13 protein-coding genes, 2 tRNA genes and 1 pseudogene are annotated in these 15,360 nt (G+C 49.5%); 7 read left to right on the plus strand and 9 right to left on the minus strand.

All coding sequences use genetic code 11. From position 1 onward, the window contains the following. Positions 1-162: 162 nt before the first annotated feature. From A2F46_RS05430 to tsaB, 6 genes and pseudogenes are all read right to left on the minus strand, one after another. A tRNA-Asp gene (locus A2F46_RS05430) sits at positions 163-239 on the minus strand. 36 nt (positions 240-275) lie between these two features. Next, positions 276-351 (minus strand) — tRNA-Val (locus A2F46_RS05435). 65 nt (positions 352-416) lie between these two features. Next, positions 417-2,389 (minus strand): annotated as a pseudogene (locus A2F46_RS05440) (cation:proton antiporter). Positions 2,390-2,531: 142 nt separating this feature from the next. Then, a complete protein-coding gene (locus A2F46_RS05445; protein WP_066567691.1) occupies positions 2,532-3,410 on the minus strand; it encodes a uracil-DNA glycosylase in 879 nt (292 codons plus the stop codon). Continuing rightward, on the minus strand, positions 3,404-3,829 hold the full coding sequence (gene rimI, locus A2F46_RS05450) for a ribosomal protein S18-alanine N-acetyltransferase (protein ID WP_066567693.1): 426 nt from the start codon (positions 3,827-3,829) through the stop codon (positions 3,404-3,406). Before rimI ends, A2F46_RS05445 begins: the two co-directional genes overlap by 7 nt. Further along, positions 3,829-4,506 (minus strand): tRNA (adenosine(37)-N6)-threonylcarbamoyltransferase complex dimerization subunit type 1 TsaB, encoded by a 678-nt coding sequence (gene tsaB, locus A2F46_RS05455; RefSeq protein WP_066567797.1) that lies wholly within the window; start codon positions 4,504-4,506, stop codon positions 3,829-3,831. The genes rimI and tsaB overlap by 1 nt, the downstream gene beginning before the upstream one ends. Before the next feature lie 91 nt (positions 4,507-4,597). Between tsaB and gluQRS the strand changes: the two genes are divergently transcribed. The 7 genes from gluQRS (at position 4,598) to cydX (ending at position 12,064) form a co-directional block, all read left to right on the plus strand. Next, the gene (gluQRS, locus tag A2F46_RS05460; RefSeq protein ID WP_066567700.1) at positions 4,598-5,500 is read left to right on the plus strand and encodes a tRNA glutamyl-Q(34) synthetase GluQRS; all 903 of its coding nucleotides are present in this window, start codon (positions 4,598-4,600) and stop codon (positions 5,498-5,500) included. Positions 5,501-5,533: 33 nt separating this feature from the next. Continuing rightward, on the plus strand, positions 5,534-6,490 hold the full coding sequence (locus A2F46_RS12495; RefSeq protein WP_197457568.1) for an ABC transporter transmembrane domain-containing protein: 957 nt from the start codon (positions 5,534-5,536) through the stop codon (positions 6,488-6,490). Continuing rightward, positions 6,406-7,227: an ATP-binding cassette domain-containing protein gene (locus A2F46_RS12500; protein ID WP_197457569.1), complete on the plus strand. Its 822-nt coding sequence runs from the start codon at positions 6,406-6,408 to the stop codon at positions 7,225-7,227. Before A2F46_RS12495 ends, A2F46_RS12500 begins: the two co-directional genes overlap by 85 nt. Further along, positions 7,224-8,921: an amino acid ABC transporter ATP-binding/permease protein gene (locus A2F46_RS05470; protein WP_066567702.1), complete on the plus strand. Its 1,698-nt coding sequence runs from the start codon at positions 7,224-7,226 to the stop codon at positions 8,919-8,921. The genes A2F46_RS12500 and A2F46_RS05470 overlap by 4 nt, the downstream gene beginning before the upstream one ends. A gap of 272 nt (positions 8,922-9,193) precedes the next feature. Continuing rightward, positions 9,194-10,738, plus strand: coding sequence for a cytochrome ubiquinol oxidase subunit I (locus A2F46_RS05475; RefSeq protein ID WP_066567705.1), 1,545 nt, complete (start codon positions 9,194-9,196; stop codon positions 10,736-10,738). 11 nt (positions 10,739-10,749) lie between these two features. Further along, positions 10,750-11,892: a cytochrome d ubiquinol oxidase subunit II gene (gene cydB / locus A2F46_RS05480; RefSeq protein ID WP_066567708.1), complete on the plus strand. Its 1,143-nt coding sequence runs from the start codon at positions 10,750-10,752 to the stop codon at positions 11,890-11,892. Positions 11,893-11,947: 55 nt separating this feature from the next. Beyond that, the gene (gene cydX, locus A2F46_RS12035; RefSeq protein ID WP_082783588.1) at positions 11,948-12,064 is read left to right on the plus strand and encodes a cytochrome bd-I oxidase subunit CydX; all 117 of its coding nucleotides are present in this window, start codon (positions 11,948-11,950) and stop codon (positions 12,062-12,064) included. A gap of 340 nt (positions 12,065-12,404) precedes the next feature. Here cydX and serC read toward each other — a convergent pair whose 3' ends face one another. The 3 genes from serC to A2F46_RS05495 form a co-directional block, all read right to left on the minus strand. Beyond that, positions 12,405-13,517 (minus strand): 3-phosphoserine/phosphohydroxythreonine transaminase, encoded by a 1,113-nt coding sequence (gene serC, locus A2F46_RS05485; protein WP_066567713.1) that lies wholly within the window; start codon positions 13,515-13,517, stop codon positions 12,405-12,407. 399 nt (positions 13,518-13,916) lie between these two features. Then, a complete protein-coding gene (locus A2F46_RS05490) occupies positions 13,917-14,732 on the minus strand; it encodes a molybdopterin-binding protein (protein ID WP_066567716.1) in 816 nt (271 codons plus the stop codon). A 70-nt stretch (positions 14,733-14,802) separates the two neighbouring features. Then, complete coding sequence (locus tag A2F46_RS05495) at positions 14,803-15,291, minus strand: GNAT family N-acetyltransferase (RefSeq protein ID WP_066567718.1); 489 nt, start codon at positions 15,289-15,291, stop codon at positions 14,803-14,805. Between the last annotated feature and the right edge of the window lie 69 nt (positions 15,292-15,360).

Here is a 15,360-nt window from a genome sequence, read left to right on the forward strand (position 1 = left end):
AGTTGGGCTCAATAGACCGGGGATGAGCAAACATTGGAGCCAGAAAAGCCGGTTGAATGAGGATGAGCTGGTTTGTATGCACATGGCCAGATTATTGTAGTGTGTTTGAGATGGGCAACAAAAAAGCACCTTAAACAGGTGCTTTTTTAAATAAGATGTTGTTGGCGCGGCGGACGGGGCTCGAACCCGCGACCCCCGGCGTGACAGGCCGGTACTCTAACCAACTGAGCTACCACCGCGCGTGTTTCTGTGCGCGGCACAAAAACAAAAAAACTTGGTGGGTGATGACGGAGTCGAACCGCCGACATTCTGCTTGTAAGGCAGACGCTCTACCAACTGAGCTAATCACCCTGCGTCGAAGAAGGCGCTATTAAACCAGAAGCGACTTGGGTTGGCAAGCGTCGTTTGTAAAAAAATCATTGAGCGCCTTGTAGACACCAGTTTTCAAAAGAAATAATTTTGTCACGCATGCCGAGTACCACAAGGGTGTCTTGTTTGGCAAACACAAAGTCATCATCAAAATGGCGCAGTTGGTGGGCATTGCGCCGTACGGACAGGAGTTTTAAGTGCAGCTTGTCTAAAGGCAGGTCATGCACACTTTTGCCAATCAAATATGCGTCAGGGGGTAAAGTAAACGCATGGCGGTTGTAATGAGTGCTTTGCTCGCCGTGTGTGTCGTCATCTTGGCCGACAAACAGTCCTTGTAAAACCTGATAACGATTTTGACGCACTTGACGCATGGTTTGATACACTTCGGCAAAAGGTTTGCCCATGTTGACCAAGGCTTGGCTGGCCAGCATCAGGCTAGATTCTTTGGTATCGGAGACGATGTCATCTGCGCCCATATCAGTGAATGGTTGGATGTAGTCATCATCAGTTACGCGAACAATGACCGGCATGGTGGGGGAGAGCATCATAATATTATTCAGGATGTGTTGACTCTCAGTCATGTTGTTGATGGTGATTAACACCATGCGCGCTCGTTTTAAGCCGGCTGCCTGAAGCACTTCTCGACGTTTGGCGTCACCAAATGTCACCGATTCTCCTGCAGCCCTGGCCGAAGCGACGCGATCTGCATCCAAGTCTAAGGCGTAATACGGCGTGTTTTCTTGCTGCAAAATCCGAGCCACGCCTTGACCGCCACGGCCGAATCCGATGATGAGTACATGGTCGGATTTGCTCATGGTTTCGACCAAAATATTTTGCAAGTTGACCGACTGCTCATCCCAGCTGCGCTTAATTAATCGATTGACAATGGCATCACTGCTATTCAGCAAAATGGGGGCTATCATCATGGACAACAATATTGCTGCAATCGCAGCCTGTTGCAGTTCTGAGGTCACCAGGTGCATGCTGCCAGCCACCGCCAGCATCACAAACCCAAATTCACCGCCCTGCGCCAAATATAAAGCTGTTTTTAGGCTGTCGCTATCACTGTGCGCATGCTTTTGCCAATGCCAAAAATCAAGGCTGCCTTGAGTATCAGCAGCATGGTTAACAACACCAAAATCATTTGCCAGCTTTGTTGTAACACCTGGATATCCATCTTCATGCCGATGGTGATGAAGAAAAAACCCAGCAAAATGTCCCGAAAAGGGCGGATGTCATCTTCCACTTGAAACCGATATTCGGTTTCGGAAATGAGCATGCCTGCCACAAACGCACCCAAAGCCAGTGATAGCCCAGCGAGCTCAGTGAGATAGGCAACCCCGAGCGTAACCAGTAAAACGTTAATCATAAACAGTTCGCTGGATTTGGCTTTGGCAATCACGCGGAACCAAGGCGTCATAAATTTATTGCCCATTACCAACAGTAGTGCCAAGGTGAGCACCATTTTTAATAACGCCAAGTCTATGGTGATCCACAGATGTTCACTGCTTTCGGCCATGGCTGGTAACAAAATCATGAGTGGGACCACAGCAATGTCTTGCATCAGCAAGACACCCATCACCATGTGTCCATGATGCTGACCCAGCTCATTTTTTTCAGCCATGATGCGGCTCACAATGGCCGTGGATGACATGGTCAAGGCTGCCGCCAACGTAAATGCCCAAGTGAGTGCCACGCCCAGTAGCATCAGAATGATCCACATTGAGATGATGGTGAGCAAAACCTGTAAACCGCCAAGCCCCAATACCAAACTTCGCATGGCTTTGAGTTTGCCCAATGAAAATTCAAGACCGATGCTGAACATCAAAAAAACAATACCAATTTCACCCAAAAATTCGGTGTCTTGTGTTTGGGGAATAAGGCTTAAGGCGCCTGGCCCTGCAATAAAACCAACAACGAGATAACCCAGCATGGGTGGAATGTGGATACGACGGCAGATAATGACGGCCAAAACCGCCACCAGCAATACCATTACGACGGGGCCGAGTGAAATATGCATAACGAATCAGTATTTAGGCTGCCTGAACAGTCATCGTGGCAGAAGAATGATAAAACATTAACACAATTGGTATGGCGGATTGTATTTTTATGGGTTAAAAGGTGATTCTATGATGCTTGACGCATTAAATGAAGCAAAATAATTATGCTTGATTTAGGTAGGAAGCCAATTGACGCAAAGCATCCCATGCTTGTGCTTTGAGGTGGCTTTGTCGCAGTAGGCGCGCAGGGTGTGGCATTATCACATAGGGCAAGTGGTTACACTGAATGGCCAACTGCTCTGCCGGAATGCGTGTAAATGCCTGACCCAGTAACAGAATGGCGCGAGGTTGCACGGTGGCAAGCTGCTGTTGTAGGTAAGGCCGACAGGCTTCAATGGATGCAGGCGCTATATGCAAGCTGACGTTGGGTGTGCATTTGACTTCGCTGGTGTAAAAAACCTGACTTTCATCCACGCCTATGGCTGCCAGCATATTGTGCAGCAAGCGTCCCACGTCACCACTGAATAATTGTTGTGCATCATCATCTGCTGGAGCAGGATTGGGGCTGATGACCATTAATGTTGCCTGTGATGTCCCTTGTCCCCAGATTGGCTGGCGTCGCTCTGCGTGCAAGGCACAAGCAGTACAGGTGGCAATGGCGGCTGGTAAATGGTTTGCCTGTGCTGGTTGGGTGGCGGCGTTGGTGCTTTGGCGTTGCAACTCGGCTGGGGTAGGGGTGCTGGTGGCAGTATGCACCGTCGCTGGGTTGCGTGCAGATTGGCCCAGTTGCTGCAAAATCTGCTGTACGTGATGGCGGGCTGGTTGTGCTTCGATACGAGTGGATGATACCGATGGCGATGCCGCAGCATCACTCCCCATCGCTTCTGTTGTTGTCTTGGCTGGTGTACTTGCAGCTTGGTTCGCGTGTTTTGCTGAGTGCCCTGTGGCTGCATTGGTTGCCTGAATGTGGGCAGATTGTTGCAGCCACATAGGACCCAATTCCAGTGCTTCATGTAAATAGAGGTAGCGGGTGCTCAGCATGTTTTTTCCATCAATATGGCGTCTTCACCATTGGTATAATAGCCACGGCGGCGCCCACATTCAACAAAACCCTGATGCTGATACAACGCGAGTGCGGCGTCATTGCCCGCTCGGACTTCTAATAAAATGCGACTGAGGCCATGAGCCTGTGCATGATGGTATAAGGCTTGCAATAGCTGGCTGGCTAGGCCTTGTCTGCGGTTGTCGGGATGCGTATCCATTAAATGAATTTCGGCCTCATCCACAATCTGTTGCCAAACCAGCATGGCGCTGATGCGCGCATTGTCTGTTGTGCAAATCCAAATTTGATTGGGCGGCATCAAGGCATGCTGCAGTTGATTGGCGTGCCAAGGTGATGGATTACACCGCAATTCGAGCTCTGCCAGCGCATCAATGTCGGCCAAAGTCGCGTTACGCATCAGGAATGCAGCCCCCGATGCTGTGCTTGTTCCACAGCGGTGAGTGCAATTTTATTGCGCACATAGCGCAGATGCGCCTGTGCCGGGGGCGTGGTTGGGTAATGGCCGGATAATGCTAGTTTTAAATAGGTATCGGCGTGCGGCATCTGCGCCAGTCCCGTAACGGGCAGAGACAAGCCCAGCCCAAATGCATTGCCCACGCCTACGCCGTGTGATTGGTTTTCAGGCAACCTAATGGAGTCGGCAGCGCCGACGCAATCATCGCTTAAGCGCGTGTGTGTTTGGGTATCAAACCATGCGTAAAATAGTTCGTGCATACGGGCATCGGTAGCGGCCAGTACGCAAGGCTCATCGGGTACCAATGTGGCCACTGCGGCTAAGCAAGGAATACCCATCATGGGAATATTTAGTGGTGCAGCCAAGCCGGCAGCCACACCTATGCCAATGCGCAAGCCAGTAAAGGCTCCAGGTCCTTGCGCATAGACAATGGCATCTATGTCGGACAGTGTGATGCTGCATTCATTCAATAGGCGTTGAATGGTGGGCAGAATCAAGGCGGATTGCTGCGTGCCCGCTTCTTCGTAAATCAGATGCTGCTGGCCATGCATGTGTACACCCAGCGACAAAAACGCAGTACTGGTGTCGATGGCGAGCAAACAGGGTGATGGGTTGTTCATGGCAGGCGGCTTTGACGTAAAATGACGCATATTATACTCGATTCATGTTGCATTCAGGCTGCCTGAATGCCTTTTGCTGCTTATGTCATTTATGAATTCGTTTTATGTGGGGCGCTTTGCACCCAGCCCCACCGGCCATTTACATTTGGGCTCTTTGTTGACCGCGGTGGCTTCATTTGTGGATGCGCGGGCACATGGTGGGCGCTGGTTGGTGCGCATGGAAGACTTGGATCCGCCGCGTGAAGTGCCTGGTATGGCCGATGATATTTTGCGCACCTTGACGGCATTTGGTTTGCATTGGGATGGTGAGGTGGTTTATCAAAGCCAGCGCCACCATTTATATCGTGATGCGTTGAATCAATTGCGTAGGCGAGATTTGGTGTATCCCTGTTTTTGCAGCCGTAAAACTGTCTTTAGTGAAGCCAAATGTATGGGGGTGGATGGCCCAGTATACAGTGGGCGTTGCGCTGCTATTGCGTTGAGAAGCACAGATAAAAACCAAAAATCACCAGCCTGGCGCCTGCGCGTGGCCAACCAAACAGTGGGGTTTGATGATGGCATTGTGGGTCATTACCAACAAAATTTAGACCATGATGTGGGCGATTTTGTGTTGCTGCGCGCTGATGGGTATTGGGCCTATCAATTGGCAGTGGTGGTGGATGATGCGGCACAGGGCGTGAATCATATTGTTCGGGGTCAAGATTTGCTCGTTTCGACCCCTCGACAGATTTATTTACAGCAGTGTTTGGGCTATGCTAGCGCGCATTATGCCCATTTGCCCCTGCTCACCAACGATCAAGGACAAAAATGGTCGAAGCAAACGCATGCACCAGCACTGGATTTGCATCAGCAAGAGGCTTTGTTACGACAGGTATTGCATTATTTGGGTTTGCCTCCAGCCCCTGAAGTTAACCACCCAACTGACTTGCTCATGTGGGCCCAGATTCATTGGCATTTGACGCGCATACCAGCAGCTGCCATTGCCACCCATTAAGCTGGTTTCTTTATTATTTATCTGCGAGCCTGTATGAACGCCAATCAATCACTCAAGCAATCTTTGCGCACCCTACTGCATCCTTATCGCCGTGCTTTGGGCGGGGCATGGTATTTGGCGCTTGCTGGGGCGGTGTTGATTATCGTGCAAAGTGCATTGCTGGCCAAACTCTTTGCTGCATGGTTACAGGGGGCCCCCATATTGCCGCTATTGTGGCAATGGCTACCGTGGTTGGCCGTGTGCTGGTTGTTGCGGCCATTATTGAATTATTTCAAAGAGCGCCGTTTGTTGCGCGTGAGCGTGCAAGTACGCACAGATTTACGCCAACGACTGTTAGCGGCGCTGGCCAAGCTTGGCCCCGCACGACGTTATTTCGGCAGTGATGGCGCTTTATCCAGCCAAGTATTGGACCAAGTGGATGCGATTGATGGTTACATTAGCCGCTATGTGGTCCAGCAAAAATTGGCGGCACTGATGCCAATGTTGGTGGCTGTGGCTGCTTTTTATTACAGCCCTTTGGCTGCGGCTTTATTGCTGTGTACAGCTCCGTTGGTGCCGATTTTTATGATTTTTTTGGGTGATGCTGCAGCGCGAAAAAATCGCGCACAATTATCGGCTCTGGCCCAATTGAGCGGGCGCTTTTTGGATTTGCTACGTGGCTTGCCAACATTGCGTCGTTTGGGTGCTGTGGATCAAGCACAACAAGCGGTAGACATGGCTGCGTTGGATTATCGCCAGCGTACGATGAAAGTATTGGGTTTGGCTTTTTTGTCGACGGCCGTGCTGGAATTGTTTGCTTCATTGGCAATCGCCTTGGTGGCGGTGTATTTAGGATTGGGTTTGTTGGGGGTGTTGCCGTGGGCGCTTGGGCGCGTGCCCGTGCCTTATCAGGGGCTTTATTTATTTTGTTGTTGGCCCCAGAATTTTATGCGCCTTTGCGCCAGCTGGGTGCCGATTACCATGATAAAGCCAAAGCTGAAGCGGCCATAACGGCACTGATGCCGCTTCTGGATGCTGGTACTCAAGTCACCGAGGGCGGGCAAGTGCTGGCATTGACACAAGCGCCGACACTGCGACTGGAACACGTCTGTATTGATGGAGAAGGGGGGCGCATCCGCTTGCCTGAAACCAGTTTTACCGTGGCAGCGGGGGAGAAATTGTTGTTGGCAGGTGAAAGTGGCAGTGGTAAGTCCAGTTTATTACAGGCTTTGCTGGGCTTTACGCCCTATGGGGGGTGCATTCGTCTTAATGACCTGGATTATGCGGATTTAAATTTGACGCAATTGCGGGAACACGTTGGCTATTTGGCGCAAACACCCCCATTGTTGCCGGGCAGTATTGCCGAAAATCTACGTTTGCCTAAGCCAGAAGCCTCCGATGCTGAGTTGATTGCGGTGTTGCAGCAAGTGGAATTATGGCATTTGGTGTCTCGGTTGCCTGAAGGCATCCATACGCATTTGGGTGAGCGTGGGCAAGGATTGTCGGGCGGTCAATTACAGCGTTTGGCTGTGGCGCAACTGTTGCTGCGCCAATCGCCATTGTGGTTGCTGGATGAACCCACGGCGCATTTGGATGGGCAAACCGCTGCCGACATTCAGCAACTATTGGCGCGCTTGAGTGTGGGTAAAACGGTCTTGATGGTGAGCCATGATACCCAGTATGTTACGTGGCTCGATCGCGTCATTCATTTACCTGCCTTAGCATCTTTTCAGGGAGCCTCAGCATGAAAACGAGATTAGCCGACGCTCTGTGGCAAAACGGGCGTTTAAGTTTACGCCACTTACTGGACAGTCGCCGTGAAGCTTGGGTGCTGGCGTGGTTGTTGGGTATGGCTACTGCTATTGCCACAATAGGCTTGCTGGCTTTGTCGGGCTGGTTTATCACCGCTGCCGGTTTGGCCGGAATGGTGAGTTTGGGCAGCGCCTTTACATTCAATTATTTTGGCCCTGCGGCCATCATTCGGTTATTTGCCATTGTGCGAACTGCTGGGCGCTATGGTGAGCGGTTGGCTTCTCATAATGCAGTATTGGCGCTGCTGGCGGATTTGCGCAGTAGCCTGTTTGCGCGGCTTGCCGCAACCCCTTCTGCACAGACTGCATCCATGCGGCAAATGCATCGGCTAACCAGCGACATTGATTTGCTGAATGCTTGGCCGTTGAGCGTGGTTTTGCCTTGGTTATGGGCTGTGGTTATGCTGTTGGTCATTGTGTTGGTGGCGGCCTTGGCTGGTGGCGTGGGTTTAGCTTTGTGGATATTGCTGCCTTTATTGTTGGCCACAGCGGTGCTGCCTAGTTGGGCCGGCCGTCATGGTCAAGCGTGGGCCAATCATCAGACCGAGGAAGCAGAACAGCGGCGTTTGGCTTTATTGCGTCCGCTTTCCGCGCTCACAGCTTTGCTGCAATGGCGTCAATGGGGGCGGTTTGAAGCCGATTTTCGGCGACAAGACGCGCGTTATGTATCAGGCTTATTGCAGCAGCAGCAAATGAGTGGTGCGGTGGTGCTGGCTCAGCAGTTGTGCTTGGTGGTGGCGTGGGGGATTTTGTTGTGGCAGGGTGGGTTGGCGGTATCGGCCCACAATATGTCTGTGGCCATGCTGTTGGCTTTATTGTTGGCTTTATTTGGTTTTAGTGAATTGGTGTTGGTGTTGGGCATGCAAATGACGGCGTATGGGTTGAGTAAGGCTGCCTGTACACGGCTCAATGCGTTGGTTCCTCATGAGACAGAGATTGCAAACACAGTTCCAATGCAGTTGCCACAGGCGTTGCATTTGCAAGCACATCATTTGAGTGCGCGCTTGCCCGGTGCGCTAAACGGTGTTGAACAGGTTGATTTTGATTTGGAAAACGGCGATATATTGGTGGTTACAGGTCCTTCTGGTGCGGGTAAATCGACCTTGCTGTCGGTTTTGGCTGGTGAGTTGGAACCGCTTTCAGGCAGCCTAATGGTTAATCAGCAACCTTATGCGCACTGGGATTGGCAAGGCAAAATTGCTTATTTGGCGCAACAGCTGGATATTTTTGATTTGACCTTATCGCAGAATTTGCGTTTGGGGAAGCATGATGCCACTGAGGAAGAGTTGTGGTCAGTGCTGGTTCAAGTGGGCTTGGCCGATTGGGCTCAGGCTCAGCCTCTTGGCTTAGAAACGCCTTTAGGGGAATATGGATCAGCGGTTTCCGGTGGACAGGCGCGCCGCATTGCGTTAGCTCGGTTACTGCTGAAACCCTACCCATTAATGCTGCTGGATGAGCCTTTCGCAGGTTTGGATGCCGCTACCATAGGGTTGGTGGCGAGTGCATTGGAGAGCCATCAGCAGCACGGTATTTTGGTGGTGGTTAGCCACCAAGTTTCACCTTGGCAAAAGTCAAAGCAGGTAAATATTGATTTAGCTCATGTAAACTTCAACGAAACTATTCATTCGTGAGGGGGCAGCGTATCATTCTGTCATGCAAGATATCACTGCTGTTTGGCTGATATCTTGCTCGCTTTCAAGCTCATCAATGAAAACAAAACAATGGCCTGACAATCTGTTGTGCTCATGTTGGATGTTTTGGGTGTGAGGGCAGCGGTCTTAAGGCCGTGGGGAAAGCGCCGAGGTTGGCGCGTCAATCAGCAGGGCATTTTGGTTTTGAGTATGCGTTTGTTGATTGTGGGCCGCGCAAGCGGAGTTTATTTAACACAATAGGAGTCGAAGCCATGGATCTAGTGGAACTGTCGCGATTGCAGTTTGCTCTAACCGCGCTTTATCACTTTCTTTTTGTGCCTCTGACTATCGGGATGACTTGGCTTTTGGTCATCATGGAGTCAGTTTATGTGCTCACAGGCAATCAAATCTATAAAGACATGACCCGTTTTTGGGGCAAGTTGTTTGGGATTAACTTTGCGCTGGGTGTGACCACAGGCATAACTATGGAGTTCCAGTTTGGTACCAACTGGGCGTATTACTCACACTATGTGGGCGATATTTTTGGTGCCCCGTTGGCCATTGAAGGTTTGATGGCCTTTTTCTTGGAATCAACCTTTATTGGTTTGTTCTTCTTTGGTTGGGATCGTTTGTCCCGCAAAGGCCATTTGGTGGTGACCATTCTGATGGCGCTGGGTACCAATTTATCTGCTTTGTGGATTTTGGTGGCCAATGGCTGGATGCAGCATCCGGTGGGTTCTGAATTTAATTTCGAAACCATGCGCATGGAAATGACCAGTTTCTCTGAACTGATCTTTAATCCTGTGGCACAAGAGAAATTTGTGCACACCGTATCTGCTGGCTATGTGACAGGCTCTATCTTTGTGATGGCGATTTCTGCTTGGTACATCCTGAAGAAACAGGATTTGGACTTTGCCAAGAAAAGCTTCCGCATTGCTGCGGCTTTTGGTATGGCCTCTGTGTTGTCTGTGATTGTTTTGGGCGACGAAGCGGGCTACACCATTGGTGAAGCACAAAAAACCAAATTGGCGACGATGGAAGCCATGTGGGATACAAAACCTGCGCCTGCCTCATTTAACCTGATTGCATTCCCCAATGAAGAAGCACGTAAAAATGACTTTGCCATTGAAATTCCTTGGGTAATGGGCTTGATTGGTACGCGTTCTGTGGATAAACAGATTACGGGCATCAACCAAATTATTGCTGAAAACACTGTACGCATTACCAATGGTAAAGAAGCAGTGCTGGCCTTGGAAAAATTGCGCAAAGACCGTACCAATGCTGATGCACGTGCTGCGTTGCAGAAATATGGCAAAGACTTGGGTTTTGGTTTGTTATTGAAATCTTATGTGCCTGATGTTGCTAAAGCCACTGATTTGGATATTGCCAAAGCTGCTCGTGACACCATTCCTCGTGTGGCACCGATGTTCTGGAGCTTCCGCATCATGGTCTTGTGTGGGTTCTTGATGCTGGCCTTATTTGTTTGCGCCTTGTGGGGCTCTGTGAAAGGCAATTTTGCAGATAAACCGTGGTTGCTGAAATGGGCGTTCTGGAGCTTGCCGTTGCCTTGGATCGCTTGTGAAGCAGGCTGGTTTGTGGCGGAATATGGTCGTCAGCCTTGGACCATTTATGGGGTATTGCCGACAAATTTATCAACCTCTAGTTTGAGCGTGGGTGATTTGTGGGGTTCTATCTTCGGGTTTGTTGGCTTATACACAATTTTATTGGTCGTAGAAGTGTACTTGATGGTGCGTTTCTCACGTCAGGGCCCGGGTTCTATGGGTACTGGCCGTTACGCCAATGAAGCGAAACATTAGGAGGACGAACCATGGATTTATATGTTTTCCTGAAATTGATTTGGTGGCTATTGTTGGGCATCCTTTTGATTGGCTTTGCCATCATGGATGGTCACGACATGGGCGTTGGTAGCTTGCTGCCATTCGTGGGCAAAACTGACGAAGAACGCCGCGCCGTCATCAATACCGTAGGCCCGCACTGGGATGGTAACCAAGTTTGGTTTATTACGGGTGGTGGTGCCATCTTCGCGGCATGGCCTTATGTTTATGCCACAGCATTTTCCGGATTCTACTGGGCTATGCTGGCGGTGTTGTGGGCCTTGTTTTTCCGTCCGGTGGGCTTTGATTATCGCAGTAAAATCAATAATCCCACTTGGCGCAAAACTTGGGATTGGGCGCTGTTTATCGGTGGCTTCATCCCGCCTGTGATTTTCGGTGTGGCTTTTGGTAACCTGCTGTTGGGTGTGCCATTCCACTTTGATGATTCATTGCGCTCTTTCTACACCGGCTCTTTCTGGGGCTTGCTCAATCCGTTTGGCTTGTTGTGTGGTGTGGTTTCTGCTGCGATGATTATCTTCCACGGTGGGGTGTATTTGGCTCACCGTACCGAAGGTGCCATTCAAAAACGCACATTCACTGCCATGAGCATTGCGTTGTTGGTGTTCTTGATTACCTTCTCTTTAGCAGGTATTTGGATTGCTTTGGGTATACACGGCTATGCTTTGGTACCTGGCAGCTATGATATGGCTGGCTATCCTGATCCTTTGAAGAAGGAAGTGATTGAAGGCACGGGCGCTTGGCTGCAAAACTACAAAAACTATCCGTTGACCATCATTATCCCTGTTTTGGCTTATTTGGGCTTGATTGGTGCATGGTTGCTGGCCAAAGCCGGTAAAACTTTTGTGGCTTTCTGGTCCTCAGCTGTGGGTTTGGCTGGCGTGATTGGGACTGCAGGCGTGGCTTTGTTCCCGTTCTTGATGCCGTCTTCCAGCGATTTGAAATCCAGTCTCACCGTATGGGATGCCTCTTCCAGCCAGTTGACGCTGACTGTGATGTTGGTTGCTGCCATCATTTTCGTGCCCATTATCTTGGTGTACACCAGCTGGTGTTACCATGTGATGCGCGGCAAAGTCACCACTGACTTTGTTAAGAAAAACGATCACAGCGCATACTAATAGGCTAGGCAGGCTGCCTGAAATGGCTGCCTGCCATCGAATAAGGAGTTAAATCATGTGGTATTTTGCCTGGTGTTTGGGTATTGGCTTTGCGATTTTGCTGGCCATCGTGAATGCCTTGTGGGGTGAATACGAACAAGACCGCAAGGAATTGGATAACCAGCAACAATAAGTGTTAAGCCAATAAAATGAGGCTGCCTGATGTTTTTCAGGCAGCCTTTTGTTTTACCTGGCTGATCCCTTATCGTTTAATTAAGGAATGTTCCTATACATTTGACATGATGAACTCTATGGTTTGGTTTATAGGATCATTAGTGATATTCGGTATGTTACGGCAATCCAATTGCATACAGCCAATAAAAAGACGAGTTCAGTTGAGTAAGAATGGTCGTTGTTAAAAGTGAGTTGTCATGCGGTGTTTTGTTATCAGCACATCATGAATCTAAAAAATTCAGGCAGCCCATTGGGCTGCCTGAAACGTAGTGGTACATCAAATCAAAAAGGATTACCGTTTAACCGTATCGGCGTTGGAATTCTTGCATGAAATCAATCAGGGCTTCCACGCCTTGCAACGGCATGGCGTTGTAGATGCTGGCACGCATACCACCCATGGTTTTGTAACCACGCAACATGCGCAGACCGCGCGTGGTGGATTCTTGGGCAAACAATTCATCCAGTTCGGGGGTGGCTGTGTGGAAGACCACATTCATTTGTGATCGTGCTTGTGGTTGGACATTATTGATGTAAAAGCCACCACTGTGGTCGATGGCATCATAAAGAATCTTGGCTTTTAAGGCATTGATGGTTTGCATGGGAGTAACACCGCCTTGCGATTGCAGCCAGCGGAATACCAAGCCAGAAATGTAGATTGGGTAGGTAGCTGGGGTGTTATACATGCCTTGTTTGTTTACATGGCTTTTGTAATTCCATACATCCGGTATCCGATCAGAACAGCGATCCAATAAATCTTCACGGATGATGACAATAGTGGCACCCGAAGGCCCGATATTTTTTTGGGCCCCAGCATAAATCACACCAAAATCGGACACATTGATGGGGCGTGATAGAATTTCGCTGGACATGTCGCACACGATTGGCGGCATGTTGTCATTGGGCTTGGGAATATCGCGGTATTGTAGACCATGCACGGTTTCATTGATGCAGTAATGGACAAAAGCTGACTTGGGGTCGACATCCCAAGTTTCTGGTGCAGGTAAATCGGTATAGTTAAACAGGTCTCCGCCGTGGGCCGCTAAGTGGACATCAACATCTGACAATTTGCCCATCTGGCTGTGGGCAATGCGGCTCCAATTGCCGGTCACCACAGAATCGACTCGTTTAAAGCCATTGGCCAAATTCATCACCACCATGTTGAATTGGGCGCTGGCACCACCTTGTAAAAATAGGACCTTGTAATTATCGGGAATCCCCATCAATTGGCGCAAATCTTGTTCAGCATGATAGAGAATACTCATGAATACATCAGAGCGGTGACTCATGGTCATTACCGAAAAGCCAGTGCCGTTGTAATCAAACATTTCCGCTTGTGCGGTGCGTAATACGGATTCGGGCAGAATGGCGGGGCCAGCAGAGAAATTATAAATGGTCGGGGTTTGCACTGTCATGATGAACTTGTGGCCTTTGTGTAACCAGGTAACCGGAGCGTGCACTACGCAATGGCAGGGTCAGCGGGGCGGTTGGGTTTAGTTTTGGGGTCGATAAAATAACAGCCCCCTATGATCATCATAGTGAGGCCTATTTGTACCAGCATGCCTAGTCAATTTCGAAGGCTGCCTGAAACAAGGTGTTACCGATTTTAGTGCGTCGCAGCACGAAAGGCAAACCGTTTGCCGCTTTGCATGTATTGGAGGACAAGTATGGTGGTTTTGCCTAAAGCGTCGATAAAGATATGAAATAACGCCATGAATAGCATGGTTGACAGGTAAAAATCTTGTTTGGAATCTTTAAAAATTGAATATTGCCTGCATTTGTGCTTCGGACATCCATTTTAAAAGGCTTTTCCTCTATTCTTCGCTGCTTTTTTCCAGAATGTGGATGCTGGTAGCACCAAGCGCGCGCAATTGTGCCAGTGCATCTTCCCATGCGGCTTGAATGTGGGCGCAGGCTGCATCGGTGGCCTTGAGGCCAAATTCCAAACGATAGTGGCGTTGATGTGCCTCTCCTGGGTTGTCCTGATGGATGGTGGGCAAACTGAATGTTTTGATGCCGTCCCAGTTGGCTTCAATGTTGTCCATCACCGGGCCAACTGCCGATTCAGGCAATCCATCAACAATGGCTGCGCGATGGGCGTATTTGGTTTGGAAGAAGGTCTGCTGATAATAATGATCCAATACCCATTCAGCCATAGGGTGTGCCATTTGGGGAAAGCCTGGGAAAAAATAATGTTCCTGAATGGAAAATCCGGCAATGTGATTAAACGGATTGGGTATCAATGTTGCCCCTGCAACGAAATCCGCCATTTTGGCACGTTGCTGATGTCCCGCGCTATCTAAGGTGTCTCCTCGTTTTAAGGTGATGTCTTCTAAAATTTTTATTGCGTCTGGATGACGAACTAAAGGGCGGTCCAATGCTGCGGCAGCGGCTTGGCGGGTATGGTCATCTGGCGTGGCGCCAATACCGCCAGTCACCAAGACAGGCCCGCCATCGACAAAGCTGCGCTTGAGTTGACGCACGAGCAGCGCACGATCGTCAGGTAAATATTGTACCCAAGCTAGTTGCAGCCCTTTGCTTTGTAGCAAGGTTTTAAAGAATGAAAAATGTTTGTCTGCACGGGAGCCGTGAACGATTTCATCGCCGATAATCATCAATCCAAATTGCATGGTGGTTTCTTTCTGGTGTCAACGCCATCAGGCTGCCTGAAACAAGCAGCTTGATGTAAAGAGAATGGGCTTAGTCGGTGAGGTATTTGCGCATGAGTTGGCAATTGACGGTGATTTGTTGATTCAATGGTAATGCACATTCACCTAAGGAGCTGAAACCATTGATTTCATAAAAAGGTACCGAATTCACAGATGCGTAGAGCTTGATCATGCCTAAACCCGCTTCACGGGCCAATTCTTCTGCTCGTTGTAAGAGTGCGGTACCTAGGCCTTGATTGTGCACAAATGGGTGCACATATAAGGCATCGAGCTGGGCCTCATGTAAATCAAGTTGAAAAAAACCTTGAATATGGCCTTTGTAATCGACAATCCATAAGGCTTTGTGTGGATCCATCATGGTGTCTAAGTAACTTTGTGGACTGAGCAGAGCCAGCCAAGCTTGAAGCACTTCGCCGCTGTACTTGCGCGCACAGGTGTATTGCACGGCATAGCGATGCGCATTATAAATGTGCTCGCAGTCGTCGGGCCGAGCCGGTCGCAGCAAGGTTAAAATACTCATGCCATTCCCTATTCATGAAATGCTTGATGATTTTTGCGTAACGATCAAGCCTGATCTTTGTGTCATTAT

It is taken from the genome of Snodgrassella sp. CFCC 13594 (genome assembly GCF_001590725.1).
Taxonomy (GTDB): Bacteria; Pseudomonadota; Gammaproteobacteria; order Burkholderiales; family Neisseriaceae; genus Snodgrassella.

Excerpts from the sequence above, each read along its gene's own strand:
- A2F46_RS05445 (WP_066567691.1), bottom strand. The coding sequence starts at position 3,410 with ATGCTGAGCACCCGCTACCTCTATTTACATGAAGCACTGGAATTGGGT.
- rimI (WP_066567693.1), bottom strand. The coding sequence starts at position 3,829 with ATGCGTAACGCGACTTTGGCCGACATTGATGCGCTGGCAGAGCTCGAA.
- tsaB (WP_066567797.1), bottom strand. The coding sequence starts at position 4,506 with ATGAACAACCCATCACCCTGTTTGCTCGCCATCGACACCAGTACTGCG.
- gluQRS (WP_066567700.1), top strand. The coding sequence starts at position 4,598 with ATGAATTCGTTTTATGTGGGGCGCTTTGCACCCAGCCCCACCGGCCAT.
- A2F46_RS12495 (WP_197457568.1), top strand. The coding sequence starts at position 5,534 with ATGAACGCCAATCAATCACTCAAGCAATCTTTGCGCACCCTACTGCAT.
- A2F46_RS05470 (WP_066567702.1), top strand. The coding sequence starts at position 7,224 with ATGAAAACGAGATTAGCCGACGCTCTGTGGCAAAACGGGCGTTTAAGT.
- A2F46_RS05475 (WP_066567705.1), top strand. The coding sequence starts at position 9,194 with ATGGATCTAGTGGAACTGTCGCGATTGCAGTTTGCTCTAACCGCGCTT.
- cydB (WP_066567708.1), top strand. The coding sequence starts at position 10,750 with ATGGATTTATATGTTTTCCTGAAATTGATTTGGTGGCTATTGTTGGGC.
- cydX (WP_082783588.1), top strand. The coding sequence starts at position 11,948 with ATGTGGTATTTTGCCTGGTGTTTGGGTATTGGCTTTGCGATTTTGCTG.
- serC (WP_066567713.1), bottom strand. The coding sequence starts at position 13,517 with ATGACAGTGCAAACCCCGACCATTTATAATTTCTCTGCTGGCCCCGCC.
- A2F46_RS05490 (WP_066567716.1), bottom strand. The coding sequence starts at position 14,732 with ATGCAATTTGGATTGATGATTATCGGCGATGAAATCGTTCACGGCTCC.
- A2F46_RS05495 (WP_066567718.1), bottom strand. The coding sequence starts at position 15,291 with ATGAGTATTTTAACCTTGCTGCGACCGGCTCGGCCCGACGACTGCGAG.